Source organism: Cyanobacteria bacterium GSL.Bin1, assembly GCA_009909085.1.
Classification (GTDB): domain Bacteria; phylum Cyanobacteriota; class Cyanobacteriia; order Cyanobacteriales; family Rubidibacteraceae; genus Halothece.
In genome coordinates, this window is sequence record JAAANX010000086.1 from 42,865 (window position 1) to 69,264 (window position 26,400).

33 protein-coding genes, 2 tRNA genes and 1 pseudogene are annotated in these 26,400 nt (G+C 44.2%); 18 read left to right on the plus strand and 18 right to left on the minus strand.

All coding sequences use genetic code 11. The features are described from left to right. The first annotated feature begins 93 nt into the window (after positions 1–93). Positions 94–408, plus strand: a complete 315-nt coding sequence (locus tag GVY04_11105; GenBank protein ID NBD16658.1) for a DUF3593 domain-containing protein — start codon at positions 94–96, stop codon at positions 406–408. Further along, positions 405–1,166, plus strand: coding sequence for a WecB/TagA/CpsF family glycosyltransferase (locus GVY04_11110; protein NBD16659.1), 762 nt, complete (start codon positions 405–407; stop codon positions 1,164–1,166). Before GVY04_11105 ends, GVY04_11110 begins: the two co-directional genes overlap by 4 nt. Here GVY04_11110 and GVY04_11115 read toward each other — a convergent pair. Further along, positions 1,163–1,510, minus strand: a complete 348-nt coding sequence (locus tag GVY04_11115) for a hypothetical protein (protein NBD16660.1) — start codon at positions 1,508–1,510, stop codon at positions 1,163–1,165. The two genes, GVY04_11110 and GVY04_11115, sit on opposite strands and share 4 nt — an antisense overlap. Positions 1,511–1,687: 177 nt before the next feature. Between GVY04_11115 and GVY04_11120 the strand changes: the two genes are divergently transcribed. Beyond that, the gene (locus GVY04_11120; GenBank protein NBD16661.1) at positions 1,688–2,500 is read left to right on the plus strand and encodes a carbon-nitrogen hydrolase family protein; all 813 of its coding nucleotides are present in this window, start codon (positions 1,688–1,690) and stop codon (positions 2,498–2,500) included. 149 nt (positions 2,501–2,649) lie between these two features. Here the strand turns inward: GVY04_11120 and GVY04_11125 are convergent, their stop codons facing one another. After that, positions 2,650–3,120, minus strand: coding sequence for a hypothetical protein (locus GVY04_11125; protein ID NBD16662.1), 471 nt, complete (start codon positions 3,118–3,120; stop codon positions 2,650–2,652). A 55-nt stretch (positions 3,121–3,175) separates the two neighbouring features. Beyond that, on the minus strand, positions 3,176–5,086 hold the full coding sequence (locus tag GVY04_11130; protein ID NBD16663.1) for an AMP-binding protein: 1,911 nt from the start codon (positions 5,084–5,086) through the stop codon (positions 3,176–3,178). A 125-nt stretch (positions 5,087–5,211) separates the two neighbouring features. Here GVY04_11130 and GVY04_11135 point away from each other — a divergent pair, with 125 nt between their 5' ends. After that, the gene (locus tag GVY04_11135) at positions 5,212–5,724 is read left to right on the plus strand and encodes a hypothetical protein (GenBank protein ID NBD16664.1); all 513 of its coding nucleotides are present in this window, start codon (positions 5,212–5,214) and stop codon (positions 5,722–5,724) included. Positions 5,725–5,734: 10 nt separating this feature from the next. On the opposite strand, the gene GVY04_11140 is transcribed toward GVY04_11135, so the two are convergent. Further along, a tRNA-Arg gene (locus GVY04_11140) sits at positions 5,735–5,807 on the minus strand. A gap of 26 nt (positions 5,808–5,833) precedes the next feature. Next, the gene (locus GVY04_11145) at positions 5,834–6,817 is read right to left on the minus strand and encodes a CHAD domain-containing protein (GenBank protein NBD16665.1); all 984 of its coding nucleotides are present in this window, start codon (positions 6,815–6,817) and stop codon (positions 5,834–5,836) included. A 211-nt stretch (positions 6,818–7,028) separates the two neighbouring features. Between GVY04_11145 and speD the strand changes: the two genes are divergently transcribed. Continuing rightward, positions 7,029–7,418, plus strand: a complete 390-nt coding sequence (gene speD, locus GVY04_11150; protein NBD16666.1) for an adenosylmethionine decarboxylase — start codon at positions 7,029–7,031, stop codon at positions 7,416–7,418. A gap of 54 nt (positions 7,419–7,472) precedes the next feature. On the opposite strand, the gene GVY04_11155 is transcribed toward speD, so the two are convergent. Next, a tRNA-Leu gene (locus GVY04_11155) sits at positions 7,473–7,553 on the minus strand. A 66-nt stretch (positions 7,554–7,619) separates the two neighbouring features. Between GVY04_11155 and GVY04_11160 the strand changes: the two genes are divergently transcribed. Beyond that, positions 7,620–8,513, plus strand: coding sequence for a tetratricopeptide repeat protein (locus GVY04_11160; protein ID NBD16667.1), 894 nt, complete (start codon positions 7,620–7,622; stop codon positions 8,511–8,513). A 107-nt stretch (positions 8,514–8,620) separates the two neighbouring features. Here the strand turns inward: GVY04_11160 and GVY04_11165 are convergent, their stop codons facing one another. Continuing rightward, complete coding sequence (locus tag GVY04_11165; protein NBD16668.1) at positions 8,621–8,827, minus strand: hypothetical protein; 207 nt, start codon at positions 8,825–8,827, stop codon at positions 8,621–8,623. Positions 8,828–9,415: 588 nt separating this feature from the next. Here GVY04_11165 and GVY04_11170 point away from each other — a divergent pair. Together GVY04_11170 and GVY04_11175 are read left to right on the plus strand one after the other, a co-directional pair. After that, the gene (locus tag GVY04_11170; protein ID NBD16669.1) at positions 9,416–10,201 is read left to right on the plus strand and encodes an SDR family NAD(P)-dependent oxidoreductase; all 786 of its coding nucleotides are present in this window, start codon (positions 9,416–9,418) and stop codon (positions 10,199–10,201) included. A 202-nt stretch (positions 10,202–10,403) separates the two neighbouring features. After that, positions 10,404–11,129 (plus strand): NAD-dependent epimerase/dehydratase family protein, encoded by a 726-nt coding sequence (locus tag GVY04_11175; GenBank protein NBD16670.1) that lies wholly within the window; start codon positions 10,404–10,406, stop codon positions 11,127–11,129. A 23-nt stretch (positions 11,130–11,152) separates the two neighbouring features. Here the strand turns inward: GVY04_11175 and GVY04_11180 are convergent, their stop codons facing one another. Next, complete coding sequence (locus GVY04_11180; GenBank protein NBD16671.1) at positions 11,153–11,527, minus strand: hypothetical protein; 375 nt, start codon at positions 11,525–11,527, stop codon at positions 11,153–11,155. A gap of 200 nt (positions 11,528–11,727) precedes the next feature. Here GVY04_11180 and GVY04_11185 point away from each other — a divergent pair, with 200 nt between their 5' ends. After that, positions 11,728–12,660: a GNAT family N-acetyltransferase gene (locus GVY04_11185; GenBank protein ID NBD16672.1), complete on the plus strand. Its 933-nt coding sequence runs from the start codon at positions 11,728–11,730 to the stop codon at positions 12,658–12,660. Between the two features lie 88 nt (positions 12,661–12,748). Next, the gene (gene pheS, locus GVY04_11190) at positions 12,749–13,756 is read left to right on the plus strand and encodes a phenylalanine--tRNA ligase subunit alpha (GenBank protein NBD16673.1); all 1,008 of its coding nucleotides are present in this window, start codon (positions 12,749–12,751) and stop codon (positions 13,754–13,756) included. On the opposite strand, the gene GVY04_11195 is transcribed toward pheS, so the two are convergent. From GVY04_11195 to GVY04_11205, 3 genes are all read right to left on the minus strand, one after another. Next, on the minus strand, positions 13,757–14,248 hold the full coding sequence (locus GVY04_11195; protein ID NBD16674.1) for a hypothetical protein: 492 nt from the start codon (positions 14,246–14,248) through the stop codon (positions 13,757–13,759). 75 nt (positions 14,249–14,323) lie between these two features. Further along, on the minus strand, positions 14,324–14,905 hold the full coding sequence (locus GVY04_11200; GenBank protein ID NBD16675.1) for a phycobiliprotein lyase: 582 nt from the start codon (positions 14,903–14,905) through the stop codon (positions 14,324–14,326). A gap of 23 nt (positions 14,906–14,928) precedes the next feature. Continuing rightward, entirely contained in the window at positions 14,929–15,600 is a 672-nt protein-coding gene (locus GVY04_11205) for a hypothetical protein (protein ID NBD16676.1), read from the minus strand. A 264-nt stretch (positions 15,601–15,864) separates the two neighbouring features. On the opposite strand from GVY04_11205, the gene GVY04_11210 reads away from it, so the two are divergent. Next, complete coding sequence (locus GVY04_11210; protein ID NBD16677.1) at positions 15,865–16,620, plus strand: phycobilisome rod-core linker polypeptide CpcG; 756 nt, start codon at positions 15,865–15,867, stop codon at positions 16,618–16,620. 55 nt (positions 16,621–16,675) lie between these two features. Here GVY04_11210 and GVY04_11215 read toward each other — a convergent pair whose 3' ends face one another. Together GVY04_11215 and GVY04_11220 are read right to left on the minus strand one after the other, a co-directional pair. Next, positions 16,676–17,236 (minus strand): phycobiliprotein lyase, encoded by a 561-nt coding sequence (locus tag GVY04_11215; protein ID NBD16678.1) that lies wholly within the window; start codon positions 17,234–17,236, stop codon positions 16,676–16,678. Between the two features lie 61 nt (positions 17,237–17,297). Then, positions 17,298–17,522, minus strand: coding sequence for an acetyltransferase (locus GVY04_11220; GenBank protein ID NBD16679.1), 225 nt, complete (start codon positions 17,520–17,522; stop codon positions 17,298–17,300). A gap of 413 nt (positions 17,523–17,935) precedes the next feature. On the opposite strand from GVY04_11220, the gene GVY04_11225 reads away from it, so the two are divergent. From GVY04_11225 to GVY04_11245, 5 genes are all read left to right on the plus strand, one after another. After that, a complete protein-coding gene (locus GVY04_11225) occupies positions 17,936–18,454 on the plus strand; it encodes a phycocyanin subunit beta (protein NBD16680.1) in 519 nt (172 codons plus the stop codon). A 96-nt stretch (positions 18,455–18,550) separates the two neighbouring features. Continuing rightward, positions 18,551–19,039, plus strand: coding sequence for a phycocyanin subunit alpha (gene cpcA / locus GVY04_11230; protein NBD16681.1), 489 nt, complete (start codon positions 18,551–18,553; stop codon positions 19,037–19,039). Between the two features lie 161 nt (positions 19,040–19,200). After that, positions 19,201–20,061 carry a photosystem I reaction center subunit XII gene (locus GVY04_11235; protein NBD16682.1) on the plus strand — a complete coding sequence of 287 codons (861 nt, stop codon included), beginning with the start codon at positions 19,201–19,203 and terminating at the stop codon, positions 20,059–20,061. A gap of 123 nt (positions 20,062–20,184) precedes the next feature. Further along, positions 20,185–20,457, plus strand: coding sequence for a phycobilisome linker polypeptide (locus GVY04_11240; GenBank protein NBD16683.1), 273 nt, complete (start codon positions 20,185–20,187; stop codon positions 20,455–20,457). 144 nt (positions 20,458–20,601) lie between these two features. Continuing rightward, complete coding sequence (locus tag GVY04_11245) at positions 20,602–21,390, plus strand: HEAT repeat domain-containing protein (GenBank protein NBD16684.1); 789 nt, start codon at positions 20,602–20,604, stop codon at positions 21,388–21,390. 58 nt (positions 21,391–21,448) lie between these two features. On the opposite strand, the gene GVY04_11250 is transcribed toward GVY04_11245, so the two are convergent. Then, positions 21,449–22,087 (minus strand): type I restriction endonuclease subunit R, encoded by a 639-nt coding sequence (locus tag GVY04_11250; GenBank protein ID NBD16685.1) that lies wholly within the window; start codon positions 22,085–22,087, stop codon positions 21,449–21,451. 113 nt (positions 22,088–22,200) lie between these two features. On the opposite strand from GVY04_11250, the gene GVY04_11255 reads away from it, so the two are divergent. Both GVY04_11255 and GVY04_11260 read left to right on the plus strand, forming a co-directional pair. Continuing rightward, positions 22,201–23,397, plus strand: a complete 1,197-nt coding sequence (locus tag GVY04_11255) for a DNA double-strand break repair nuclease NurA (protein NBD16686.1) — start codon at positions 22,201–22,203, stop codon at positions 23,395–23,397. Positions 23,398–23,469: 72 nt separating this feature from the next. Further along, positions 23,470–23,910, plus strand: a complete 441-nt coding sequence (locus GVY04_11260; GenBank protein ID NBD16687.1) for an Rrf2 family transcriptional regulator — start codon at positions 23,470–23,472, stop codon at positions 23,908–23,910. A gap of 95 nt (positions 23,911–24,005) precedes the next feature. Here GVY04_11260 and GVY04_11265 read toward each other — a convergent pair whose 3' ends face one another. The 4 genes and pseudogenes from GVY04_11265 to GVY04_11280 form a co-directional block, all read right to left on the minus strand. After that, entirely contained in the window at positions 24,006–24,740 is a 735-nt protein-coding gene (locus tag GVY04_11265) for a heme oxygenase (GenBank protein ID NBD16688.1), read from the minus strand. A gap of 181 nt (positions 24,741–24,921) precedes the next feature. After that, positions 24,922–25,236, minus strand: a complete 315-nt coding sequence (locus GVY04_11270) for a hypothetical protein (GenBank protein NBD16689.1) — start codon at positions 25,234–25,236, stop codon at positions 24,922–24,924. 2 nt (positions 25,237–25,238) lie between these two features. Continuing rightward, positions 25,239–25,970: a DNA repair protein RadC gene (gene radC, locus GVY04_11275; protein NBD16690.1), complete on the minus strand. Its 732-nt coding sequence runs from the start codon at positions 25,968–25,970 to the stop codon at positions 25,239–25,241. A gap of 78 nt (positions 25,971–26,048) precedes the next feature. Next, positions 26,049–26,273: pseudogene (locus tag GVY04_11280) on the minus strand (glutathione S-transferase family protein). Positions 26,274–26,400 lie beyond the last annotated feature (127 nt).

Sequence of the window (26,400 nt, forward strand, 5' to 3'; positions counted from 1 at the left end):
CAAATGTAACTAAAGTTTGCAAAAAAAGCAATCACCTGTAAGGAATAGAAGCATTGTTTTTGCAAATGTTATCAATTACACTATTTCGAGTCGATGTTAGATAAACAAACCCTTTTTGCTGCGTCTTTATTTCCCTATTTAGGTTTTCTTTGGTTTATGACGCGATCGCGCCAATTTCCTCGCCTAGCCGTAATTGGGTTTTATGTCCTGCTACTATTTGTATTGGTGACGATTCCAGCGGGAATTTATGCCCAGCGTGCCTATGGAGAGTCGCTCGCGAATGTCGACTGGTTGCATGGCAGTGCTGAATCATTTCTCACCCTCTCTAATATTTTGGTCGCCTTAGGGTTTCAAGCTGCGCTTCGACACCAAAAAACGGCTTCTTCGGATCAAAAAGAACAAACATGACGTTCTCCCCTGAAAGTAATTGCTTATCAACGCCTCCGGAACCCGCTACTGTGTTGGGGGTTCCGGTTCATCTCTTATCTGACTATGTCAGCTGGTTACAACAGCGTTGGCAGGAAGGAAAAGGAAGCCATGTGGTGACTTTAAATGCCGAAATGGTGATGTTAGCCAGAAAAGATCGGCAACTCGCCAACGCGATCGCGCAAGCGGATTTGATTATTCCCGATGGGGCGGGAGTGATTCTTTCTTTAAACCTGCAAGGAAAAAAACAGCAGCGTTTGCCCGGTATTGAATTAGCAGCTGCCCTTCTCAAACAGATGGCACAAGACAAGATTCAAGGAGAAATTCTCTTTTATGGAGGAGTTCCAGGGCGGGCGGAAGCCGCTGCCCAATATTGGCGTCAGCAATATTCTGAACTGACCATTCAAGCCGCACATGGCTATCTCTCGGAGGAAGAACAAACAACCTTCCATGAGCAATTAAGCCAACAGCAACCGCAACTGATTCTCGTGGGGCTAGGCGTTCCGCGACAGGAACTTTGGATTGCTCAACATCGTTATCTCTGCCCAAAAGCGATTTGGATTGGTGTGGGTGGCGCATTTGATATTTGGGGAGGAGCGAAATCGCGCGCACCGGCTTGGTTTTGTCAGAACAATCTGGAATGGTTATATCGTTTGTATCAAGAGCCTTCTCGTTGGCGACGGATGCTGGTGCTACCCTTATTTGCTTGGGCTGCCCTGATCACTCGCAATCGCGGTTAACCCGCCACTTTATCTAAAAGCTGCCATTGTGAATATTCCACTAATGCCTGTTGCAATAAATCAAACATTTGGCGACAGTAATTATCGGTTTGTAACGGCAGTTCCTCATTTTTCATCACTAAATTCATCCGAATTGACTCTGGGGTTGCCGTTGTGCGATCAATTAACACTTCTGTTGTCACCAGTTTCGGAAACGGCACCCGATTTGGAATTTCCCGCGCCATCATATAGTCTCCTGTGTCATAAATGATTTCGAGATGACAGGATTCTAAAATTTCAACCAGCGAGGCTTGGAGGTGCTCTAACGGAACCGCAACCGAAAATGTGCAAGTATATCGAGCCATAATGGAAGGGAAGGTATCATTTACCCATCATATTATCGAACCTTACTCCATCCTTATCAAGAGAGTTGACAATTAACGGTTCACAATTGAAAATTGACAGTTGGTTATCCGTCATTGGTCAGAAATGAATTGCATAAATAACCAATGACTAATGACAAAGGACAAAGGACAAACAATATGAAATCATATCTGGCGGCTGCAATTCAGATCACCAGTCAACCTGATTTGGAGAAAAATTTGGCGACTGCAGCAGACTTAGTGGAATTAGCAGTGCGCAGAGGGGCACAGTTAGTCACCCTTCCGGAAAATTTTTCTTTTATGGGAGAGGAAACGGAAAAGGTGCAACAAGCCAGCGCGATCGCGCAGCACACAGAAAAATTCTTGAAAACGATGGCACAACGCTATCAAATCACCATTTTTGGTGGGGGCTTTCCGATTCCAGTTGCTGATGGCAAGGTCTCCAATACCGCACTGATCATTGATGCCAATGGTGAAGAATTAGCCCGTTATGAAAAAGTGCATTTGTTTGATGTGAATCTCCCCGATGGCAATACTTACCAAGAATCCCAAACCGTAAAAGCAGGGCTCTCGCTCCCCCCTTTATTGGTCTCTCCCGATTATGGAAAAATTGGACTGTCTGTATGCTACGATGTCCGCTTCCCGGAACTCTATCGCCAGCTCTCGAAACAGGGGGCAGAGATTCTCCTCATTCCCGCTGCCTTTACAGCCTATACCGGAAAAGACCATTGGCAAGTCTTATTACAAGCCCGCGCCATTGAAAATACGGCTTATGTCATCGCCCCCGCCCAAACGGGTCATCATTATGCGCGCCGACAAAGTCACGGTCATGCCATGATTATCGATCCCTGGGGGATTGTCTTAAGTGACGCGGGAGAAGATCCAGGGGTCGCCATTGCTGAAATAAATCCCTCCCGCTTAGAACAAGTGCGGCGTCAGATGCCATCTTTACAACACAGCGTGTTTATTTAGGGCTGACTGAATAAAGCTCAAATGCCGGTGAAGTGGCAAATTAAGACCTGATTGCAGTCAAATCTGAGTCGGATCAGCTACTGTTGCCTATTGCCTATTCCCTGTTCCCTAACGACACCGATCAATTGAACGCTTCCAGCAAACGCTATCTAAACATCACCGCGAATTTCTTGGATGACCCCATCTTTAATGACCACTTCCACATTCATTTTTTGGACTAAGTTATCGCCAACTTGAATGCGAACAAAACTATCGAGTTGTCCTTGACTGACTTCTTGCCCATCTTCCAATAGCTGGACTTGTTGCAACTGTTGGAGCGCTTGGTTTTTTTGTTCAGTGACCTTGCTTTTTTGTTGATTGAGTTGGTTTTGGATGCTGCGCAGTTGTTGTTGAACTTGCGGATCGCTGGGATTACTCCCTTTTTGGGTGACTTGCGCGATCGCGCTTTGTCCTTGATTTTCTAATTGTTGAAGTTGTCCATCCTGCTGATTAATTTGCGATTGTAACTGTTGCTGTACTTCTTCTTTCCAGCGCTGGGTTACAATCACTTTTAAATTAATCGGACGCTTCAGTAATAAATTCTTACTTTCTTCGTTCATTGTTCCTTCTAAATTAACCATTACAAGCCTCAAAGCTGTTCTATCTGGACATAAACGAATTGCTGTTAGGACTGTTTTATCCCTTAGCAAACATCCCGTCAATCATATCCTGATACCGTTGATAAACAACAGGACGTTTAATCTTCAGTGTTTGTGTCATCATGCCATTCTCTGTGGAGAACGGCTCTAAAATCAGCTGAAACACACCAATGCGGTCATCGCTGCGATAGCCAGGGCGATTTTTCACTTCCCGATTTAACTCATCTCTAAACAATTTTTGAACGGCTGAATCTTGAATGGTTTCTGCTAATCTCTCTTCTGAGAAATCTAAATTGAACTGATGCTGTTGGGACCAAGTTTGTAACGCTTCAACATTGGGAACAATTAACGCCCCCAAACACCGCTGATCTTGACCCACCACCATCATTTGGTCAATATACGGACTGCGTAAACAAGCATTTTCTAAGGGTTGGGGTTCAATATTTTCGCCATTAGAGAGGACAATCGTATCTTTAGCGCGTCCGGTCAAGACTAAATCTCCAGTTGGGGTAATCCATCCTAAATCACCTGTGTTAAACCATCCCTCGTCATCAATTGCTTTTGCGGTCGCTTCTGGCTTTTTATAATACCCTTGCATCACTTGTGTGCCTCGGATTAACACTAATCCTTTTTTGCCATCGGGTAGCGGTTCCATGGTTTCCGGGTCAACAATTTTGGTTTCCGTTTCGGGAATGGCAGGTCCCGATGAACCGCGCAAGTTATGATACAAACGACGAGCATGGGTAACGGGAGAAGTTTCTGTTAAGCCATATCCCACTAGCAGAGGAATGCCAATCAGTTCATAAAAATCATCGATATGTTTGGCTAAAGATCCGCCCCCGCTAATCACGGCTTTTAAGTTGCCACCCGTGGCTTCGCGAACAGTTTGATAAACAATTTTATCCCCAAGATGATGCAAGGGTTCGAGGAGAGAACGTTGTAAACTCCCATTTAAACGGGCAAAAATAGAAGGACGCAGATTTTCGAGATCTAAGCCTTCGCTAACTCGTTTGGCTTTAATGTAGCGCTGGGAAATGCCTAAGAATAAATCAATGAGTTTTTTCTTATTCCCGGTTTGTTGATTTAAGTTCTTTTGAATACCATCATAAACCGACTCCCACAACCGAGGAACCCCGACCATATACTGCGGTTGCTGTTCGCGTAAATCTTTTTTAAATGAGCGTAAATTGGTATAAATCAGGTGACAGCCTCTAGATAATAAAAAGTATTCCGCAGCCCGTTCATAAGCGTGCCAACTGGGGAGAATACTCAACACGCGATCGCCGGCTTGGGGCTGAATCACATCACCAATGGCACGCACTTGATGTAAAAAATTGCCATGAGAGAGCATTGTCCCTTTCGGTTGTCCTGTAGTTCCGGAAGTATAAATTAAGGTTGCTAAATCATCTTTTTTCCGAGAAACCGGTGTGAATTTCTGCTCATTTCCCAGTGCCATCAATTGGCTAAAATTAAGGGTGGGATAATCTTGATTTTCTACGATTTCATCAGAGAGTAAAACGACTAATCTTAGTGGTTGGTCGACTAAGTTTGCTTTTAATTTTTCTAGGGTTGTCTTATTTTCAACAACCAGAACCGTACTATCACTATCGGTCAGAATATAAAATAATTCCGCTGCATCCGCTTGGGAGGATCTCACCACATCAACCGCACCCGCACTGAGAATGCCTTGATCCGCAATGAACCAACGGGGGCTATTATCAGCAAACAGGGCAATTTTTGTATCCGGTTGAATGCCTTGGGCTTGTAAGCCACTGGCAAATTGTTTAATTTGTTGGTTTAATTGTTGATAAGTAATCTGAACCGGCGGGTCTTGATGGGGGTCATCAAGGGCAATCAGTTTACCAGAATAAGGCGCAACTTGGGACCAAATTTCCGGTAAGGATTGTGCTGTAGAATAATCAACAAGAGTATCAGTGGGTTTAAACATAAGATAGAAAATTCAATTGAACTTTAGTTATCTACTGTACTGGTTTCTTCCCTGATCTGATCGCGCAACGCTAACCCGTTTCAGTGATAGCATAATTTTAGATCCATTTTTGAGCAGGATTCACGATGCGGCTAATTACTTGGTTACAAGGGGGAAGTGACCCCAATAATGCCACGAACTTTGAAACCATCCGTCAGTGGTGGGGCAAATTAAGCGGGAAAGAAGTGGTCGTCGCCCAACGTCTCATTCCAGAAAGTGGCGATGTGTCTAAGATTGACTGGGAACGGCAAAAGTTTGATGACCAACTCGTCATGTTCAAGTCGGAAATGAGAGGGATTACCCTGTACTGGCAAAAATCATTATCGGACGATGAACGGAGTTTTACGCCCTACAAACTAGAACTTGATACTGTGCAAGATAAGTTATATATTTATTCGCAATCGCAGCGCCAAGTCGTGATTCGTGTGGGAACGCCGGATGTTCGTTATACAACAGTCTCTTTACAAGATCCAGAAATCTTGCTCAGTGGGTCGGAGGGGGAAGAAAAAGTGTTGTTAATGCGCGATCGCGCTCGTCAAATTGCCATACAATTACCTTTAACGCCAACCACACGCCAAAAGCTACAAGACTTGCTTTAAAATTAAAAAACGAGCACGGAAGGATTTGAACCTTCGACACCCAGAACCGGAATCTGGTGCTCTATCCACTGAGCTACGCGCCCGCACTGCCATTAAGATAGCATTTTTTTTAACTCATGGCTAGAGAATCTCGGTTTTGATGAACTGAATGATCGGTGTGATCCTCAGGAAAAGGATTTTGTACCGTTAAGCGCAGATTTTGCCGAGTTGCCGGGTCGAGAAAATACTGTTGCAGTTGCTCCCACTCTTGCCATTTTTCTTGACGAAAAGCAGTCAGTTGTTTCGTTAGGTTCGGAAAGTCTTTAGCGAGTGTTTCGTCACAATACTCGCTTAAAAATTCCGCGAGAACGACACTATCTTGAATCTCTCCTAAAACGCTTTGAATCGCTTTGACTTGCTTCACATATTGTTGATAAGTTTCATCATAACAATGGGTAAACAGTTCCATTTGATAGCGAATTTTCTTTGCCGCTTTCCGTAAACTATGGAGGGTTTCTCCTTCTTGATCTAATAAGGTAGCTACATCTAAATGAGTATTTTGCCCCACAAACCAAGCGGGGTGAAGCAATAAGTTACTGACATGAGGAAGTAATAAATCCGGTAACACTTCGGCAATGGGCAAAGGCGCGATCGCGCTCAATTTAGGCTGTTCTAACCACGCTTCTAAACTAGCTTTCAGTTGTATGTATTGTTTACTTTCTAAGGCTTTAATGACTTTTTTATAGGCGTGTTGGCGTCGCTTTTCTAAATGCTTTAAAACTGACTTTAAACTGTCCTGTTCCGAAGCAGGAAGCACCGGCAAATAGTCATTTTCTAAACTTGCCTTTAAGACATCTAAATCTCTTAACGTTCCTAATTCTCTGGCAATTTTGCCCACTTTTTTTTCACGAGCGGCTTTGGGCATAACAATGGCTCGGGAAAAGCCCACAAGAGCAGTGCGCAGTCGGCGCATTCCCACGCGCATTTGGTGCAGTGCTTCCGGATCTTGATCGTCATACACGCCGGCTTCATGTTTAACCATTTTCTGGCTGTGTTTCTTTAAAGCAGCGATCGCGCACTCACCAAAGGTTTCTACAGTTTTCTCTTCGCTCATTTTTAAGCTTTCTACGACTTGCCATTCTCTCTTATTTTAACCTAAACTTAACCTGACTGAATCATTTCGGTCAATCAACTGAACGCTAACGACAAAAAACGGGAAAAAATAACGAATCTTTCGGAAGAAGTTGCAAATTCCCCTATTAGAAACGTTATAACTAAGGTTGGGATGATAACTTTATGAATTAGGGTGGAGAAACAAAGACAGAATGAAAAAAGTGGGAACTCATCTGGTCGTAGAAGCTTGGCAAACTCCAGGAGACGTACTCAATGATCCGGAGCAAATTCGGTCGGCATTAGTGGAAGCCGTGCTTGCCGGTGGCGCAACCTTGTTGAATTTGTGCGTTCACCAATTTAGTCCCCATGGCGTGACTGCAACCGCAACGTTATCCGAGTCACATATTGCCATTCATACTTGGCCAGAATATGGGTATTTTGCAGCAGATCTCTTTTTCTGCGGCAAAGGCGATCCCCATCAAGCAATGCAGGTTTTACAAAGCGTTCTCGGGGCAAAAGAAGTGGCGATGCAGGAGATTGATCGTGGCTTACCCAGTTCCGAAGTCCCCGAAGAGTCAGAGAAAGAATCGATCTTGGCTTAATTGGAACGTGAATGCAGCCGGGGAAGAGACTCCGGCTATAAAATCTACTTAAAATGCGGACGGAGAGACTCGAACTCTCACGTCAGAGACACTAGAACCTAAATCTAGCGCGTCTACCAATTCCGCCACGTCCGCTCATATTAAACCCAACGGCTTATAACGCTATCATATTTTTAGGGAACTGACAAGGAGAAAACGGTGATGAAGCGGCAATGGGGAGTCATTAGTATTTTGATCGGTCTGCTCTCACTAACTCCTCCTCATGCAGTAAACAGTCAATCCTTACCGGTTTTAACCCCCACAACGCCAGAAGCGATTGCCTATCTGAATCGGGGATTAGAAGCAGCGCAAACGGGTAATATCGAAAGCGCGATCGCGCTCTTCCAACAAGCCATCGCCCTCGATCAAAATCTTGCCCCTGCCCATTATAATCTCGGTTTAGCCCTCAGAGAACAAGGAAACTTACAGGCTGCTGCCAATGCCTTTTATGAAGCCTTATCCCTGAATCCAAAACTGGCGGTTGCTTATGCTAACGTGGGAGCAGTCCTCATCGAAGGGAATAATTTTGAGCAAGCGCAAGCCTACCTCAATCGCGCCCTTGAACTTTCACCTCAATTAGGAATTGCTCACTATAATTTAGGCTTGGTTGCACTCAAACAAGGCAACGCCCAACCTGCTATTCAACATTTCCGTAACGCACAAAAATATAATCAGCCAACCCCAGAAATTTTCTATCAACTCGGGCTCGCTTATCTCAAGCAAAAACAGTTAGAATCAGCCAGAACTGCTTTTGAAGAAGCAATTCATCTCCGCCCGCATTACAGTAAAGCTCATTACGGACTCGGACAAGTGTGGTTTCAACAACAGCAATGGCAAGCTGCCTTAAAAGCGTTTCAGAAAGGGATTGACTTGAATTCAGAATTTGCTAGTGCCTACTACGCTGCTGGTGTAGTTTTATTTCAGGAAAAAGAGTTTTCCCAAGCAACAGCCATGTTACAGCAAGCACAGCAATTATATGAACAGCAAAAGCAGCCTCAATGGGCAGTCTATGCAAAACAGCTTGCTCAGAGAGCAGCCTTGCGGATGAATCAGTAAAATCTGGTTTTTGTTGGGTTCTGTTGATACAACTGGTCTCATTCAGAGCGCACTATGCAAATCAGCGAAAGTGACTTTAATCAAAATCAAGCAAAATCCTAGTTTCGCTAAGAACTAACTTTGATTGGACAATTGCTGTTATTCTTGGTCACTTGAAATTTAAACTCGTCTAGTTCTTTAAGCAAGTCCTGCTCCTGAAGTGCTAGTTTCTCTAGGGAGTTACTGGCTTTTTCAATTTGTTTTGTTAATACTTTTAATTTAGAATCTGTCATCATTGTGTAAATGCCCATAGGTTGGTTAGCAACACGATTCATATCACCGAATCACTACTTATAGATTCTAATGAAATATTCAACTCTTTGTCAAGCATTTTAAGTGATTTATCTCATATTTTATCTAGCTTAGAAACGGACAAGACTTTCCGATCACTTTCCCCAAAATACTTAAATCTAGCAAAATCGTCACTGGAGAAGTTAAAGAGCACTTCAGGCGATCAAACTGATGAAGATTGGACTCAGGAAAAGATGATGAGTATCATTCAACTTTCTTTTTATGCCATCTTGAAGGTAAAAATAGATTATGTATAAATAGCAACATTTCCAATAGCGATTGCTACCGATCCAACTTTACTCTTCTTTGCTGAATTTGTACAGAAATTAAATATTAAGTATATGAATAAGTAAAGTACTCCGAAAATAGCGAATAGGATTCGGTGCGAGCGATTTGTCCAAACTGCTCAGCCGGACGACAGCAGTAGATGATGAGGAGGTTTCAGGATTTAAAGCGGTTCTCCTCTAAAAACTAGCTCGATCAGTTCGATAATGTCTACTTATACTTAAATACTTAGTCATTATTACAACAAAAGCGATAAACTTAAAGAAACTTTACAAACCGAATTAGCTATGAAAACTGCTCTCGTTACAGGTGCTTCCTCAGGAATTGGGGCTGCCTTTGCCGAAGCACTGGCTCGCCGAGGTTATAATCTCGTTTTAGTTGCTCGTTCTCAAGAAAAGCTCGAAAAACTAGCAAAACAATTGCAAACCAACCATCAGATTACGGCTGAAGTCATTCCTCAAGATTTGAGTGTAACGAACGCAGCACAAATACTTTTCAATATTGTCACTGCCAAAGAGATTAACATTGACTTACTCATCAATAATGCTGGCTTTGGGGACTATGGTGTATTTGCTGAGTCTTCTCTCGATAGACAACTGGAGATGATTCAACTGAATATCACTGCCTTGACTGCACTCACTCATCTCTTTCTAAATCCGATGCGTCAACAAGGTTCCGGGGGAATTATTAATATCTCTTCTATTGCTGGCTTTCAACCCCTTCCTTATCTATCAATCTACGCAGCGACAAAAGCCTTTGTACTTAGTTTTAGTGAAGCCTTGTGGGCAGAAAACCGAGACACAGGATTGACAGTGACTTGTGTCTGTCCAGGTCCCACCGAAACTGAGTTTTTTAAGGTTGCTAATTTTCCCAGTTCTGCAACCGAATCAGCCCAGCAAAACTATACTTCCCCCGAAGCGGTAGTCAAGGTAGCGCTAGCAGGATTCGACCAACAGCAAGCCAATGTCGTCACTGGGGGATTGCCGAATCAGCTGATTGTTAACCTTCCCCGCTTCTTGCCGAGAGAAGCTTTAGTGAGTGCGGTTGCTAAACAGTTTCGCCCTAACCAATGAGCTGTTAAGGACTAGAACCTCAGTTTACAAGCTGGGGTTTCCCTAACCAACATTGCCACACCTGATATCTCGGATAGTCAGGAACATGCTCGAAACTTGCGCCAGGATGCTGAAAACCGTGAGCAGACCTAGATAGCAGGGGGATCAAGCCCAACCCTCTCTCGCCTTTCCACTGTCATTAACTACTACTGAGCAAGGTCAAATGCACTCAAACTCTACGAAAGTTCTGATGACCGGAGCAGCTGGACGGATCGGTTGCTCGTTACGTCAACTTTTAGCTCATGAATATGACTTTCGTTGTCTAGATCAGGAGCCTCTCCCTCATGTGGAGGATGGGATAACGGCTGATATCCTGGATTTCCCCGCAGTTTTAGCTGCAATGACAGGGATGGAAGCGGTGATTCACTTAGCCGCCAATCCGAATCCTCAACAACCCTGGTCAGAAGTTTATACTACTGGGATTGCGGGCACTTACAATGTTTTTGAAGCCGCCAGACAAGCCGGTGTCCAAAAAATCATTTATGCCAGTACGAATCATGTGGTAGCAGGCTGGGAAGAGGAAAAAAAGCAGATTTCTTCCGAACTGCCTGTTCGTCCGGATTCTCTTTATGGTGTGGGGAAAGCCTGTGGTGAGGCTTTAGGTCACTTCTATGCCGATCACTATCATCTTTCCGTGATTTGTCTGCGGATTGGGAGCTTTCAAGTCGCTCCTCAGTTTCAAAATATCAATCAACGTAGTGCTAGAATTTGGTGCAGTCCCAGAGATTTAGCGCAATTGGTGAGTCAGTGTTTGCAGCAAGAGCAGCTTGGCTTTCAAATTTTTCATGCGGTTTCCAACAATCAACAGGGGTACTTGGATTTTCGCAATGCAGAACGCCAGGTCGGATATCAGCCTCAAGATAATTCTCGCGATCATCTCAAGCCATAAAGTTTGAATTTCCTGCCCACTCATTAGCAAGTGCTATGAAAGAGCCCTCCCACCGGCGTCGTTTCCCGAAGCTGGTTATAGAGTTTAGCTGCTAGTTGTGTCTGTAGGATATGCACTTCAATTCCTTTCTCTTTGAGCATCTCTAAGGTCTGTGGACTAACTTGCAGCCTCTTCCACATCCCTTGACTTAGAATGAGGACTTGCGCTCCCTTCTCTAATAGTTCGCTGACGTCAGCGGGTTGAATGCCGGGTCGGTGCTGCGTTCCCGTTTCTCGCCAATCCCACTCTCTTGCCCCACCTGGGAAGAGTTTAGCATCTTTGTAGCGCTGACCCTCAACTTCAATTTGTCCCCATTTGAGATCAGTAATCGGTGGCGAACTGGATGTCATCTCAGTCATGGCGATTGCTCCTAATCTCTCTGCTTTTAGTTTAGCAATCCTTGGTTCTTGCTGTTTGAAATGGGATTGGGGTTCAGATTTCTGGCATCTCTAGGTGTTGAGTGCATTGTCTTTTACGGCAAGCGCCAGAGGTGAGATCATCAATTCAATACACTTATCCGATCTTTCCCCAGTCAACCAGCTCTATCTACTGACCTTCGATGATCATTCGCTCCTTACAATGGCAAGAGTTATCCCAAGCCGATGAAGTATTTCGGCTCGCCTTTGGCACAGCTGCTAATTTATCTAATCCCTTACAAATGTTTGGCGATGCGGGATACATGCATCGCTGGTATTTGCCGACCGGTTACGCCATCGCTGCTGAACAAAATAGTCAAATCATCGGTACTAATTTCCTCGCTCGCTGGGGCACTCTAGGTCTGTTTGGTCCGCTCACCGTACATCCTGACTACTGGAATCAGGGCATTGCTTCTGAGTTAATGAGTGCTACTATCGCACAATTTAAGCAGTGGCAGACACCTGCAATTACCTTCTTTACCTCCTCTCATAGTGCCAAACATCTCTGGTTCTACAGCAAGTTTGGATTTTCTCCCGGTTACCTCACCACCGTACTGGAAAAAACGGTCACGCCAACTGTCTGCGAGCAACCCTACTGTCTCTACTCAACGCTATCCCCTCAGCAACAAGAGGAATCCCTGATTGCTTGCCAAAAACTAACGGATGCTATTTATAACGGTTTGGATTTAAAGGCAGAAATCCAACTGGTAGTGGAACAGCAATTGGGAGAGACCCTTTTACTTTGGGATGAAGTGGGCTTAGCTGCTTTTGCGATTTGTCATTATGGGGTGGGTTCTGAGGGGGGCAGTAACAATTGTTATGTCAAATTTGGTGCGGTACGCCCTGGTTCTCAGGCAGAAGAGAGATTTGAGCAACTCCTGAGAGTGTGCAATGTTTTCGCAGCCGATTGTCAATTAAACACCTTAACGGCAGGGGTCAACACTAGTCGCCACAATGCCTATCAACGAATGCTCGCAGGAGGGTTTAAGATTCGCCTGATTGGGGTTGCGATGCATCAACTGCCCGATCAAGATTATTGTCGAGCTGATGTTTATGTCTTGGATGATCGGCGATAATTTCCCTGAAGCAGAATCCTCATGCTTGACGAACATCTTGCTAAACTGATATAGGTTGATAACGCTAAATGTCTTACTCCCAGCCAGCATGACCTCTTCTTCTCTGGATTTAGAAACCCAACTGACGAATTTAAAAGCGGATGCCAGACACGCGATCGCGTCTGCTAGTGATTTAGAAAGTCTCGAACAACTACGAGTGCAATATCTTGGTAAAAAAGGACAACTCTCGCAAGTTTTGCGGGGAATGGGAAAACTCTCAGCCGAAGAACGCCCCCGCATCGGGTCCTTAGCCAATGAAGTGAAAGAAGAAATCCAAAGCGCGATCGACGAAACCCGTCAGAACTTACAACGAGCCCAACTCGAAGCGCAACTGGCTGCTGAAACCCTTGATGTTACTATGCCGGGCGTGATGCGTCCTCTCGGAAAAGTGCATCCCCTCAATGGCATGATTGACCAAATGCTGGATATTTTTGTTGGCTTGGGGTACACCGTTGCAGAAGGTTTTGAAGTTGAAAGCGATTACTATAATTTTGAAGCGCTTAACACTCCCCAAGACCATCCTGCGCGAGATATGCAAGATACATTCTATCTTCCCGATGGAAAACTATTGCGGACACATACCTCTTCCGTGCAAATTCGCTACATGGAACAGCATGATCCGCCGGTGCGAGTCATTGCACCGGGTCGGGTTTACCGGAGAGATACGGTTGATGCCACCCACTCAGCAGTTTTCCACCAACTGGAACTCTTAGCGATCGAAGAGGGGTTAAGATTTACGGATCTCCGAGGAACGATTAAGGAATTCTTGCGACAAATGTTTGGGGATGACCTGGCTGTGCGCTTTCGGGCTAGTTATTTTCCCTTTACGGAACCCTCTGCAGAAGTGGATGTGCAGTGGAATGGCAAGTGGTTAGAAGTTTTGGGTTGTGGCATGGTTGACCCCAATGTCTTGAAAGCAGTAGGTTACGACCCCGAACGCTATACCGGTTTTGCCGCTGGCTTAGGGGTAGAACGCTTTGCGATGGTTTTGCACCAAATGGATGATATTCGCCGATTGTACAATAGTGATTTACGCTTCCTCAAGCAGTTTATTTAGTTACTTTTCCCCCAACCAAAACGCTAAAGCATCTCTCGTGGGCTGACAAGGGGGCCAATTTCGCAATTCTGATTCAGAGAGTCCACCCGGAGGCGGTGGCGTTAAGCCTAAACCTAAACAGAGATGAGTAAGGGTTTCTAGAAATGCTTGATGATGTCCGGCGATGCCCACTTGGGCATGGGCGTATTCATGCGCGATCGCGCACAGCCAATCCTCGCGCACAATCCGCCCCACATCGATCAAAATGGTGATTGGCTCAGTCTTTAAATTACACAAAGCGTCAATCTTCAGATGCTGAGCAAAAGGGGTTGCAAAGATTTGGATGGCTAGCCGTCGGGGAGGGTGGAAACAGTTTTGACACAACGCCAAATGGGTTTCTAATTCTTGATTAATGGCGCGAATCCGCAGCGCGATCGTGCGATCAATTTGTTGTTTCCACTCCTGAGAAACGCTCAACTCAACTAAACTAGCATCTAAAGCTAAGCGTTGCATCTTGGCTAAGTAAGCACTTCCTTGCTCAGATGCTGAAGACTGAATGGATGATTGGAAATCGGTCACAGTCTGCAACTACCATCCCCAAAGGGACTGAACTGAAGTTTCACTGGATTTTGGGGTTGCGCTGTTATCTTCATCAACCCGAATTTCTGCACAGAAAGTGGCTGTACTTAATCCGCCAAAGCGTTTAACGGTACTGGTGCGTAACCGCAGATCGGGATGGGGAAACCAAAAGCGCTCATTAATGCTCATGGTGTCATATTCGGTTACTAATACTAACGCTTCTTCCTGATCAATATGGTATTCTCCGATGACCGGCACCACTTCGGCATAGCCTCTTTCCCGCAATAATTTTCCTTGTTGAGGATTCTCTGGATCAGGAACTAGAGAGAAAACACTGGTTCCAGAATGGTCTTCTCCTTCTTTATCCCACTCCATGGCACCATCCCAACTAACATGAGCACCGCCAACTGCTGAGGTGGGATCCACCTCGTGCATTGCACAAATTTCTGTGATGCGACCATCTTCTGCACTTAAGGCTTCAACCGTGATCTCAGAACCGCCCGTTTCAGCGCGACGAAAAGGGAGATGGTGGGTGGTTCGCAGAGAACGCCATTGACCCGCACTTTGTTGGAAAAATTGCAGTCCGTCCATTCGCGTCATTTGCTCCTTAATGCTTACTGAATACTACGAGAACGCCAACGATTAAGTTGTTTCTCTCCGATACTAGCGAAACTTTGTAGCGCTTGAATTTGTGCTTGCAGTTCCGCAATTTGTTGGTCCTTAGCCGCACTCTCGGTTTGAGATTGGTTTCCTTGAATGTTGAGTTGCGATTGGAGTTCATTCAGGCGATGATTTAATTCTTGAATTTCTTGACGTTGGCGCGATCGCGCTGCTTCTAATTCATCAATATAAATTGACTGCTGTTGACTTTGCAGAGAAATCGTTTGATAGTTTTGCTCTAGATTTTCTTGTTGCGCCAGTTCTTTTTTCAACTTCATAATTTGCGCATTTTGATCCACAATTTGTTCCTCCAAAGCCCGGATTTGATCAGCCGATCTTCCTTCCTGATTTCTCGTTTTTTCTTCGGAAACGACTGCCACAGTTGGGGACTGACTTGCACTTTCATGAGGGGTTACAGAAATCGTTTTTTCTGCCGTATCGGTCAACACCGCAATTTTCCCCTTGACAATGTGCTCGACGAGTTCTGAAGGAGCAATCCCGACTTGACTGGCCATTGCGACTAATCCTTCTTGACTAGCGGCACTCAGCATAATTTCAGCGTTGCTATTGCTGCTTTTGACTTGTGCGAATCCTTTTCCTGCTTTCGTTCGTTTCGTTTTTGCCATATTTAGTTTACACACTCACGTAATCAACCAGTATAGTATTGCGGTAACGAATGGCAGGGCTGCAAAGGGACTTATTTTAAGATTTTGTTAAGAAAAATAAGATAAGTTTAAGGAATCCTGACAAATTAAGGGGAGTCATCTCAGGAAGAGGCTCTCGCCAAATGTTAAAATTTTCTACTTTCTCCCATCATCCATTTCCAATCTTGATCGCTTTCAGTGTAAGTTAAGCATGATTAATCTTAAGTTGTGGGAGGTAATTTTAAAATGCCACTTCCTTTGCTAGAGTATGCCCCTTCCAGCCAAAATCAACGGGTTAAGGGGTTTGAAATTCCCGGAGATGAACGATCTCGAATTTATAATTATCCTCAAGACCTACTCTCATTGAGTGAAATTGAGTCGATTATTATCGCTGCTTATCGGCAAATTTTCCATGAACAACAAATGCTGGCTAGTAATCGTCAGCTACTTCTCGAATCTCAACTCAAATCCGGTCAAATTACCGTTAAAGATTTTGTTCGCGGTTTAGTGCTCTCAGATTCATTCCGGCGACTGAATTACGAAGTGAACAATAATTATCGGTTTGTAGAAATCTGTGTGCAACGAGTACTCGGGCGACCCGTTTATAGTGATCGAGAAAAAATTGCTTGGTCGATTGTTCTGGCAACGCAAGGCATTCAAGGCTTCATTGATGAAGTATTAGAGAGCGACGAATACAGTAGCAATTTTGGTGAAAATATTGTCCCTTATCAACGACGACGTATTTTACCCCAACGTGAGCAAGGGGAATTGCCCTTTGAGCGTATGCCACGCTACGGAACTGATTATCGCGATCAGCTTCCGTCTCCCAGTGGTGTAAGTGGTATACCCAGCCAGGGGGCTGATGGGTTGTTTAGAGGGTTTGAGCCTTTCAGTTGGGAACAATTTCTGCGCCGTGCCAATTGGCCCGTCGTTACTGGTTTAGGCGCACTATTCGTGGTGTTGATTGCTCTGATGTTAACAATTACAGCAATTAGCGGTTAATTGTAACCTGACTTCCCTGATTTCCTTGTCCTGCTGTTAGCTGCAGGAGGGGAAGTTAAGGCGTACTTACTTTTTGTTCAACCCCAAACCCAACCAATCTCACATTTTTCAGGGTTTCTCCTTCAGGAGGGCGGTCGTAGTTGATAATTTTACGAATTCTTAAGTTGGGATTCACCAGAGTAATCGAGTCAACGGAAACGACTTGAGTATAGGGCGTTGTCATCAGGAGTTCTGAAACGGCAGGATCGAAGCGGAAATGGGACACAATGGGTCGCGCTTCTTCATAGGCGCGATCGCGCAAATAATCCCCTTCTAAAATTTCTCCAGTTTGCTGTTTCGGTACAAATAAGGCATTCAAGGCTTGTGCCACTTCTTCTCCTTTGTCTGAAACCGTATGAAAATAGAGTTGAAACCCTGAGAGAACCGTATCTTGAGCGGAAACGTCATATTGATTATCCACTAAGACTTTGGTTTGTAACTCTGGAGTCAGTGGCTTAACTTCAAACTTAGTGTGCGAGCGCTCTACGTCTTGACGCGTGAGATAATGATAAGTGCGTTCAATATCCCAGTGACCTAAACAACAATCAAAAAAATGTTGTAGTTTTCCCGTGTCCATTTATTTATTTTGCTCTTTGGTTTGTGGTTCAGTAAGTATTTAGCTAAAAAACAATTTGTCCTTAGCGCAGCTTAGACTGTTGGGCTTGCAACTTTTCAATCTCAGCATCAATCTTGATGATTTCAGGGTTTTTCCCAATATTTGCCATAGCGGTTTTATGAGAAACATCCACCCGTCGTGCCGACTGAAATAAGTCATTAACGATTCTTTCTCGATATCGTTCTAATTCAGTGATCGCTTGTTCAATTTCTTCCGGTGAGCAGTTCCTTTTCTGCTGATCTAACATTTTTGACCACATCCTTTGATTGCCTTACTAGCCTTGATTTTCGCAAAAGCTGTCCATCACTGCCAGATATATTAAGGAAAGTTAAACTGCCAGCGGTTAGCTCGTAGCATAAAACAGTTCCTTTGCTAGATGTGTTTATAATATTTTAACTTTCTTTTTGTTTTTCAATTTAACAGTAATAATCTTAACATACTGTAATACAAAAATTAGGGAATAGGGTGTATAAATTTACCAAGAAGGGTTTAAAACATAGCTGAAAGGCAAAGAGAAAGATGAACTGAGAAAAGTATCATGTTTCTCATCTAAAGCAAGAAAAATTCTCATAATTCTTTACACTTGCTTGTTGTAATTGCCAATCAGTGAAAGCAGCCCTTGCCGTAGTCAACATCATCGATCAAGGAGACTGAAAAACAATGTTCGACGCATTTAGCCGTGTTGTTTCCCAAGCAGATAGCCGTGGTGAATTTCTGAGCACCGAGCAACTCGATGCCCTCACCCAAATGGTTCAAGACGGAAACAAGCGTTTAGATACCGTTAACCGCATGACTAGCAACAGCGCTAGCATCGTTACTAACGCTGCTCGTGGCTTGTTTGCCGAGCAACCTCAACTGGTTCAACCCGGTGGAAATGCTTACACCAACCGTCGCATGGCAGCTTGCTTACGCGACATGGAAATCATCCTCCGTTACGTAACCTATGCGACTCTCGCTGGCGATGCAAGCGTTCTTGAAGATCGTTGCTTAAATGGACTCCGTGAAACTTACCAAGCTCTCGGTGTTCCTGGCGCATCCGTTGCTGCTGGCGTACAAAAAATGAAAGAAGAAGCGGTTCGCCTTGCTAATGATCCCAACGGAATTACCCAAGGGGATTGCAGCCAGTTAATGTCTGAAGTTGCAAGCTACTTTGATCGTGCTTCTGCTGCAGTTGCATAATCTGGTTTGTCTAGCTCCCAAAATCAATTGGGATTTTTTGTATAGCTGAAATCTTTTTTGTAAATCTGTTGTCAACGTTAGGAAGAGAAAACCAAAATGAAAACTCCAATCACCGAAGCCATTGCTGCTGCTGATAGCCAAGGACGTTTCTTAGGTAACACTGAACTCCAATCTGCAAATGGTCGTTTTGAGCGTGCCATTGCCAGCATGGAAGCTGCCCGTGGACTCACTCAAAAGTCCAATGACTTAATCAATGGTGCAGCCAATGCAGTTTATCAGAAGTTCCCTTACACCACCCAAATGCAGGGACCTCAATACGCTCATGATCAGCGCGGTAAAGACAAATGTGCTCGTGATGTCGGACACTATCTGCGCATGGTAACTTACTGCCTCATTGCGGGTGGTACTGGTCCCATGGATGAGTATCTCATCGCGGGTTTAGATGAAATCAACCGTACATTTGAATTGTCTCCTTCTTGGTACATTGAAGCCCTGAAGCACATCAAAGCCAATCATGGCTTAAGTGGTCAAGCGGCTAATGAAGCCAACACCTATCTCGACTATGCCATTAACGCCCTGAGCTAATTGTTCTTGGTGTTCGCCCGGAAGAGTGAGCGAATGTTGACTGGGAAACAGAGAATCCGTGTTAGCATTTGTGAATTTTTCCGGGCTTTGTAATAGCTTTGAAATGGCGTATTCACCCGAATAAATTGCTGCAAAATGTCCCTTGGGGAGGGTGTAAATTTATGAAAACCTTAGTTGCTTCTAATCTCGCTGTGGCGGGACGTTTAGGTTTAGAATCCTTTGATGGTGATCCAGTAGAACTGCGCTGGAATACCAGTGAAGATGAGCTACAAAGTATCATTCGCGCGGTGTATCGACAGGTCTTAGGCAATGACTACGTTATGGAGTCAGAACGCCTCGTTTCTGCGGAATCGCTACTGCGTCAAGGCAACTTGACCGTGCGAGGATTAGTCCGCGCGATCGCGAAATCCGATTTATACAAAGAAAAGTTTTTCTATCCCAATTCCAATCAACGGTTTGTGGAATTGAACTTTAAGCATCTGCTGGGTCGTCCGCCTTATGATGAAGATGAGTGGGCGTATCACACCCAGTTGTGTGAAGAAAAAGGCGTTGATGCTGAAATTGATTCCTACCTGGATAGCGAAGAATACGTGAGTAAGTTTGGGGAAGACATTGTTCCTTACTACACCGGCTTCCAAGTCGGGTTAGGAGCAAGAACGACAAACTTTACTCGGATGTTCCAATTGTATCGAGGCTATGGTACAAGCGATCGCGCTCAAGCCGGTGGCAGAGAACCTCGCTTAACTTGGGAACTGGCGAAAAATGAAGCCTCTACCATTGTGAATCCTTCGACCAGTACCGAAGAAGGAACCTCTCGCACGCCCAAAACTTCCTTTGGCGGCGTTGGCAACCAAAGTGCAAGAATGTATCGTGTGGAAGTGAGTGGACAAATTGGACGACAAATTCGTCCGGTGATCCGCTACAGTAACAATGCTTATCTGGTTCCTTACGATCAGTTGTCCCAACGCTTACAGCAAATTGTCCGTCAAGGCGGAAAAGTGGTCAGTGTGAGACCGGCTTAAAAGCGGGGAACGCTAACTTTAAAAAAATGGATTAAATTCGCGGTGATGGTAAGGAAAAGATGAGGTCTTAACCCTGCTATCACCGTTTTAAAATTTCTCACCATCAATAGGAGTCTTTAGGTTATGTACGGTCAAACGACAATTTCTACTCCCAATAGTGCTGCCAGTCGGATGTATCGCATTGAAGTCGAAGGTATGCGTCAAAGTAGTGAGTCGGATAAACAATCATATGCGATTCGCAAAAGTGGTAGCGTCTTTTTTACAGTGCCTTATAGCCGGATGAATGAACAAATGCGCCGCATTAATCGGATGGGCGGCAAAATTGTTAATATTCAACCGTTGAATACAGAACCCGCCCCGCAACCGGAACCAGAAACTAAAAAATCCAAAAAATAAGGACGTTTCCCGCCCCCATACTTGGGGGTTACTTTTTGAAATGTCTTGCGGATCTGACGAGCAATTGCCAAGTGAGAGCAAGCGTTAGACAATCATTATTATCGCCAGATTCTCGGAACGACCTTTGACAAACGCTAGATTGAGATGACCTCCTATAACACTGAAATCGCGATCGCGCACTTGCAACAAACAGACGATTTAAGTCTTCGCTATTATGCAGCTTGGTGGTTAGGAAAGTTCCGTGTTAGCGATCAAACGGCGATAGACGCCTTGTTAGCTGCTTTAGAAGATGAATCGGATCGCTCTCCTGATGGGGGGTATCCGCTACGACGCAATGCCGCACGAGCGTTAGGAAAGTTAGGGGATTCACAGGCTGTTTCCCACCTCATCGAAAATTTAAGTTGTAGTGATTATTATGTGCGAGAAGCCTGCGCGCAAGCTTTAGAAGAAATTGGGGATCCCGAGGCAATTCCCCACTTAAGATCCTTGCTGGCTGGAGGCGTCGAAGCCGCACAACCGGTTCCGGGAAAACCCCATTTAGTCCAGCCTTACGAAGCAGTGATTGAAGCCTTAGGAACGTTAGGCGCAACTGAAGCCCAAGCAGAAATAGAGCCTTTTTTAGACCATTCGGTGGAGAAAGTCCAGTTAGCCACCGCCCGCGCGCTATACCAATTAACCAGAGAAGATCACTACGGTCAACGGTTGATCCGAGGTTTACAAGCGGAGAAATTGCCCTTACGACGGTCTGCTTTAATGGATTTAGGCGCAACTGATTATTTTCCAGCAGCCAACGCGATCACGCAAACCCCAGCCGAAAATAGCTTAAAATTGATTGCCCTCAAAGGGATATTAGAAAATTATCTCAACCACTATAAGCAGGAATTATCCGATGATGCCGTTCATTTGTTAACCTTAATGGATTCTCTTTTATAACGGTCATTCGTGATTCGTCATTTGTTCTTAGTTATTTGAAAAATACAGGAGAACCTGTTTAATTCGCCTTAACTTGTTCGCCAAATTTCTTGAGAATAGTTAACACATCATATAACTGATTACGACGGGGTAAAAGAGAAAACGTATCTGATAACTCATAATACAGGGTTGATTGCTCCCCATTTTGGAGTTTCAGGAAAATAAAATTACCGCCATTGGTAACCATCCCATAAACAGGGTTTTCCAAATGGGGAGAGGCTAACATATAAGCTAGAGCTTGAGGAATTCCTAACTCTAAAGAAAAGCTGGTTTCTTTTGATTCAATCACCACCACCCAAAATTGTTGTTGTAAGACCAGCGCATCCACTCGTCCTTTATAGATTTTGTCTTGCCCGACTACAGAAAATTCGACCGTTGCTTCGGCTCGAAATTGAAAGGGAGGATCATAAAAACCAGCCGCTTTTAACAAAGGAGATAAAACAATTAGCTTGATCGTTTCTTCTCCCAGTTGACCTTGACTCAGTTGATAAAAATATTGCTGTTTAATTTCATCGAGCACGGATTGGGCTGAGAGTTCGGGTAATTCAGTTTGCCATTCGAGAAAGAAATCATCTGTTTCTGCACGTCTTAAACCAAATTCAGTTTGTAACTGTGCTAACGTTTTAAGATTACGTTCGATCGCGATTGTTTGAGCCATCAGAGAGTCTTATTGGAATGTCAAACCCGATTGATCTCAAGGTTAATCTATTTTTACGGTATATTGACGAAAGAAATTATTCATTATTAATTGTTAATTATTAATTACTGATCATGCTCGATATCACTAAACTCAGCGGACAACTCCCAGCCATTAGTGAACATCTCCACCAAGAGGCATCTGCGAGTAACGAGCGGTTGCAGCGCGCGCAACAGCTACTGGCAAAAAGTGGGCATGAACAAGAAGAATTAGTAAAGAAACAAGAAGACTGGCGCGATCGCGCTCTCTTTAAAGCAGCACAACCCATCGAACCCATCGACACCTGTCAAGAAATTTCCGTTCCCCCTTACGCTCACACGGTTTTTGCCACTGATGGCTCGCAAATTGCGCCCTCTCACCACGAAATCGCCTACTGTTATCTGATTAATATTGGGCGGGTGATGCTGCATTATGGACAAAGTTTATTTCCCGTTCTCGATAGCCTCCCCGAAGTGTTCTATACCCGAGAAGACTTGTATGAATCCCGACAGTGGGGAATCCCCACTGAAGAGTGGATGGGCTATCGGCGCACCGTTTCGGAAATTGCCGCCCTCTCGGAGATGGCGTGTCGCTGGGTGAATCCGCCAGGGGCGCATCATGAACCTAATCTGGCATTAGTGGATGGTTCCTTAATCTATTGGTTTTTAGATAGCCTACCTCCTCCCGCCCGTGAGCAACTTTTGCCCTACATTTTTCAAGCCTGGGAACAACTAGCAGCCGCACGCATTCCTTTAATGGGCTATCTTAGCGCCAATCGTCATACGGAAGCGGTGCGATTCCTTCGCTATGCTGCTTGTGCTTATGACGATCCCGACTGTCAAACCCATTGTGGCAATGCGTCAATCAATCAATTGCCTTGTCAAAGCTGTGAACCGCTACGAGATACCACGCTATGGCAAACCATACTTTCTCCTGGGCAGCGATCCGGGTTATGGCGCAGTCAAAGCCCGATTTTAGAACTATATCCTGAAGAATTTGCGATTTACTTCTGTTATCTCCATGTGGGAACAGAAATTGCACGAGTCGAATTTCCCGCTTGGATCGCCGAAGATTTGGACTTATTAGACCAATCTTTGGGCATTTTGTTGGCACAAGTGTATAAAGGTTATGGTTATCCCGTTGCGATTGCCGAATCGCATAATCAAGCTGTTGTCAGAAGCAGCGATCGCGCTCGCTTTTTTGCCCTGTTAGAACGGGAAATGATTAAAGCCGGATTACCGAACGTCGGTGTCTCCTATAAAGAAAGCAATAAACGAGGCAGTATCGCTTAATATTGATCCCAATAGGGGGAACCGTTGACCCGTATAATGTTAGAGAGGCTTTTCCTTATTCAGTAACCGCTTATTGTGGAACTTTCCTGTAAAACAAAGTACGCGCTTCTTGCTCTTTTAGAGCTAGCAACCAATCATCAAAAACAAGAACCCATCCAAATTCGGCAGATTGCCGAAAAACAAAATATATCAGATCGCTATTTAGAACAACTCCTCGCAACGCTACGGCGGGGAGGGCTTGTCAAAAGTCAACGCGGGGCAAAAGGCGGCTATTTACTCGCACGAGAACCTTGGAAAATTACCTTGCTTGATATTGTGAATTGTCTTGAAGGATCGGAAACAGTTAACCAAGACTCTCCTTCTATTCACACAGCAGAACAAGCAGTGGTACAAGAAATTTGGCAAGACATTGACCAGCAAATTGAATCGCAGTTGCAACAGTACAATTTACAAACCTTATCAGAACAGCGAAATAGCAAACAGCAAGAAGTGGATTTAATGTACTATATTTAGATTTCACTAAAACAACCCAGTCCGTAAGATAACGCTTGTCACCCTACCAACTGGGTTGTCTTCAATTTAGAATTCACTCAACCAGAGAAACCCACTTAGTTTGTAGACTCGGCTGTGGCAAATTCTTTGTTTTTGTTCTTGCGAGAACGATTGCGACGAGTGAGGGAATTGAATAGCATAATGCCAATTCCTTTAATGAGATTCCCTTCGAGTTCTTGAAACATTTTCATGTTTAAGCCAAAGGCATCATTGGCTTCATCCACAATTCGATCCGCCGTGCTTTGATCAATCGGTAACTCGTTGAGGGCTTGACGATAAGTGTTCTTAAACGCCTTCTCATCAGAAATCGCATCAAATTCATAGAAGGAGGTTCCTGCACCCTCTTCTAAATTCATTGCCCGTTGTGCAATTCCTTTGAGAATTTGTCCACCGGATAAATCGCCTAAATAACGAGTGTAGGAGTGAGCAACCAACAATTCTGGGGCTTCTGCGGAAACGTCTCGAATGCGCTGAATGTAGGCTTCACCAGCTGCCGAAGGAGAAACCGTTTCTCGCCAATTGCTCCCGAAATAATAGTGTAAATCTTCCTCTAAACTTTCTTTGCGGTTCAACTCAGGAAAGTAAATTTTGGAAACGATAGGATGTTCGGTGTGCTTCGCCATCTCTTCTTCCATCGCAGAATACACAAAATAAAGGTTCGCGACGAGATTACGATAGGAGTTCTTTTCCACAACTCCTTTGAGGAAGCACTTGACAAAGCCGACATTTTCCGCCATCGTGTGGGACTTCTTTGTCCCCTCTTTTAACATTGTGGCTAGTTCTACGCTCATATTTAAAGTTGCTTTGCTTCAGTAAACGACAAGATCGGTTTTAGAGTTTCTAAAAGTCTTAAAAAAGGGCTTAATTAAATTAGCCTAAACTAAATTAAAGCTGATTTTCGTTAAGAATGGTTAAGATTTGCCGGAATAACAAGGATTTTAAAGCTCTTGTCAGGGGGCACTGCGAGAATTTTTAACCCATCATGGGTGGAACCGTGAGCAGTAAAACAACGACACCGCCAATTATCATTAATCCAGCCGGCATAAATTTCTTAGTTTTCCAGAGACGGGCGAGGAAAACAATGATTAAGATAGCGGTAATAATTGTGCCAAGAATTAACCCCCAACTTTGCCCCAAAAAACTAGCAATGCCACCGATTAATAAGAGGATGCCACTGATACTTCCAGAGGTTAAAGAAACTTTACTTTGAGCCGTTTTATAACCAATGATGCCGCCAGCGATCGCAAGTATTCCATAAAGAATAACAGCAAGTTTTGCAATTAACATTTTTAATCTCCTTGCGGAAACTTTTCCCAGATTTTTGTAATTTGTCTTAAACTTTGATAATTTCCATTGCCTAAAATTAAATGATCCACAATTGGTACACTCAGGAGTTGTCCTCCCTGCAACAATTGTTCAGTTAACTTCAGGTCTTCTCCGCTGGGTTCAACATTGCCAGTCGGATGATTATGAGCAATTATGGCACGAGTTGCCCCCTGACGAATAATCTCGCGAAAAATATCTCTGGGATGAGCTAAAGTTTCCGTTGCGGTGCCAATGGTAATTACTTTTAAACCTAAAAGCTGATTTTTGACATCTAATAATAAAATTGCAAATCGCTCTTGGGTTTGCCACATTAAATCTTGGCTAAGTGCAGCCGCTGCTGCATCTGGGCTATCAATAATTGTTCGTTCATTAGGACGCATATAAAAGGCCCGTTTTCCTAACTCTACAGCAGCAGAAATTGTTGTTGCTTTTGCCGGACCAACGCCAGGAATTTGCATTAATTCTTGGGGACTAATTTCTCTTAAAACCGCAAGGGGTTCTCGTTGATCGGCACTTAATTGTTGCAGAATATATTGACCTAACCCTACTGCCGATAATTTCCCTGCCCCTTGTCCCGTTCCGAGTAAAATAGCAATAAGTTCGGCAGTGGCTAAATTTTTGGCGCCGATTTGTAATAGTCGTTCCCGGGGTCTTTCTGTGGTAGGTAAATCAGCAATTCTGAGTGAGTAGTTCATTAGTCATTTTTTATTAGTAATTTAAATCAACAATAAAGGACAAACTACCAATAACCAATAACTAACATTACTGATTTTTTAACCCCCCATCGTTGTCTTGAAAGCCGGACGTTGGGAAAGACGTTCCACATATTTAGCAATGCCAGGATAATCGGAAAAGTCGAGTTGTAACATCATCGGCATATAGGCTAAATAAGCACCCACTGCAATATCTGCTGCACCAAATTGATCATCGAGTAAATAATCGTGTTTTGTGAAATGCTCGTTTAAAGGGGGAAACAGTTTCGGCATTTCGGTTTCTCGATACTGTTCAATAACCCTCTTTCAAGAAACATCAGCAGAAAAGGTTGATTTAGGGACAAGTTCAAGACCGAGGGACTCAGCTTTTTTCTGAAGTTTTTTGAGCATTTGCTCCTGGTATTTTTGTTCG

Excerpts from the sequence above, each read along its gene's own strand:
- GVY04_11105 (NBD16658.1), top strand. The coding sequence starts at position 94 with ATGTTAGATAAACAAACCCTTTTTGCTGCGTCTTTATTTCCCTATTTA.
- GVY04_11110 (NBD16659.1), top strand. The coding sequence starts at position 405 with ATGACGTTCTCCCCTGAAAGTAATTGCTTATCAACGCCTCCGGAACCC.
- GVY04_11115 (NBD16660.1), bottom strand. The coding sequence starts at position 1,510 with ATGGCTCGATATACTTGCACATTTTCGGTTGCGGTTCCGTTAGAGCAC.
- GVY04_11120 (NBD16661.1), top strand. The coding sequence starts at position 1,688 with ATGAAATCATATCTGGCGGCTGCAATTCAGATCACCAGTCAACCTGAT.
- GVY04_11125 (NBD16662.1), bottom strand. The coding sequence starts at position 3,120 with ATGGTTAATTTAGAAGGAACAATGAACGAAGAAAGTAAGAATTTATTA.
- GVY04_11130 (NBD16663.1), bottom strand. The coding sequence starts at position 5,086 with ATGTTTAAACCCACTGATACTCTTGTTGATTATTCTACAGCACAATCC.
- GVY04_11135 (NBD16664.1), top strand. The coding sequence starts at position 5,212 with ATGCGGCTAATTACTTGGTTACAAGGGGGAAGTGACCCCAATAATGCC.
- GVY04_11145 (NBD16665.1), bottom strand. The coding sequence starts at position 6,817 with ATGAGCGAAGAGAAAACTGTAGAAACCTTTGGTGAGTGCGCGATCGCT.
- speD (NBD16666.1), top strand. The coding sequence starts at position 7,029 with ATGAAAAAAGTGGGAACTCATCTGGTCGTAGAAGCTTGGCAAACTCCA.
- GVY04_11160 (NBD16667.1), top strand. The coding sequence starts at position 7,620 with ATGAAGCGGCAATGGGGAGTCATTAGTATTTTGATCGGTCTGCTCTCA.
- GVY04_11165 (NBD16668.1), bottom strand. The coding sequence starts at position 8,827 with ATGAATCGTGTTGCTAACCAACCTATGGGCATTTACACAATGATGACA.
- GVY04_11170 (NBD16669.1), top strand. The coding sequence starts at position 9,416 with ATGAAAACTGCTCTCGTTACAGGTGCTTCCTCAGGAATTGGGGCTGCC.
- GVY04_11175 (NBD16670.1), top strand. The coding sequence starts at position 10,404 with ATGCACTCAAACTCTACGAAAGTTCTGATGACCGGAGCAGCTGGACGG.
- GVY04_11180 (NBD16671.1), bottom strand. The coding sequence starts at position 11,527 with ATGACTGAGATGACATCCAGTTCGCCACCGATTACTGATCTCAAATGG.
- GVY04_11185 (NBD16672.1), top strand. The coding sequence starts at position 11,728 with ATGATCATTCGCTCCTTACAATGGCAAGAGTTATCCCAAGCCGATGAA.
- pheS (NBD16673.1), top strand. The coding sequence starts at position 12,749 with ATGACCTCTTCTTCTCTGGATTTAGAAACCCAACTGACGAATTTAAAA.
- GVY04_11195 (NBD16674.1), bottom strand. The coding sequence starts at position 14,248 with ATGCAACGCTTAGCTTTAGATGCTAGTTTAGTTGAGTTGAGCGTTTCT.
- GVY04_11200 (NBD16675.1), bottom strand. The coding sequence starts at position 14,905 with ATGGACGGACTGCAATTTTTCCAACAAAGTGCGGGTCAATGGCGTTCT.
- GVY04_11205 (NBD16676.1), bottom strand. The coding sequence starts at position 15,600 with ATGGCAAAAACGAAACGAACGAAAGCAGGAAAAGGATTCGCACAAGTC.
- GVY04_11210 (NBD16677.1), top strand. The coding sequence starts at position 15,865 with ATGCCACTTCCTTTGCTAGAGTATGCCCCTTCCAGCCAAAATCAACGG.
- GVY04_11215 (NBD16678.1), bottom strand. The coding sequence starts at position 17,236 with ATGGACACGGGAAAACTACAACATTTTTTTGATTGTTGTTTAGGTCAC.
- GVY04_11220 (NBD16679.1), bottom strand. The coding sequence starts at position 17,522 with ATGTTAGATCAGCAGAAAAGGAACTGCTCACCGGAAGAAATTGAACAA.
- GVY04_11225 (NBD16680.1), top strand. The coding sequence starts at position 17,936 with ATGTTCGACGCATTTAGCCGTGTTGTTTCCCAAGCAGATAGCCGTGGT.
- cpcA (NBD16681.1), top strand. The coding sequence starts at position 18,551 with ATGAAAACTCCAATCACCGAAGCCATTGCTGCTGCTGATAGCCAAGGA.
- GVY04_11235 (NBD16682.1), top strand. The coding sequence starts at position 19,201 with ATGAAAACCTTAGTTGCTTCTAATCTCGCTGTGGCGGGACGTTTAGGT.
- GVY04_11240 (NBD16683.1), top strand. The coding sequence starts at position 20,185 with ATGTACGGTCAAACGACAATTTCTACTCCCAATAGTGCTGCCAGTCGG.
- GVY04_11245 (NBD16684.1), top strand. The coding sequence starts at position 20,602 with ATGACCTCCTATAACACTGAAATCGCGATCGCGCACTTGCAACAAACA.
- GVY04_11250 (NBD16685.1), bottom strand. The coding sequence starts at position 22,087 with ATGGCTCAAACAATCGCGATCGAACGTAATCTTAAAACGTTAGCACAG.
- GVY04_11255 (NBD16686.1), top strand. The coding sequence starts at position 22,201 with ATGCTCGATATCACTAAACTCAGCGGACAACTCCCAGCCATTAGTGAA.
- GVY04_11265 (NBD16688.1), bottom strand. The coding sequence starts at position 24,740 with ATGAGCGTAGAACTAGCCACAATGTTAAAAGAGGGGACAAAGAAGTCC.
- GVY04_11270 (NBD16689.1), bottom strand. The coding sequence starts at position 25,236 with ATGTTAATTGCAAAACTTGCTGTTATTCTTTATGGAATACTTGCGATC.
- radC (NBD16690.1), bottom strand. The coding sequence starts at position 25,970 with ATGAACTACTCACTCAGAATTGCTGATTTACCTACCACAGAAAGACCC.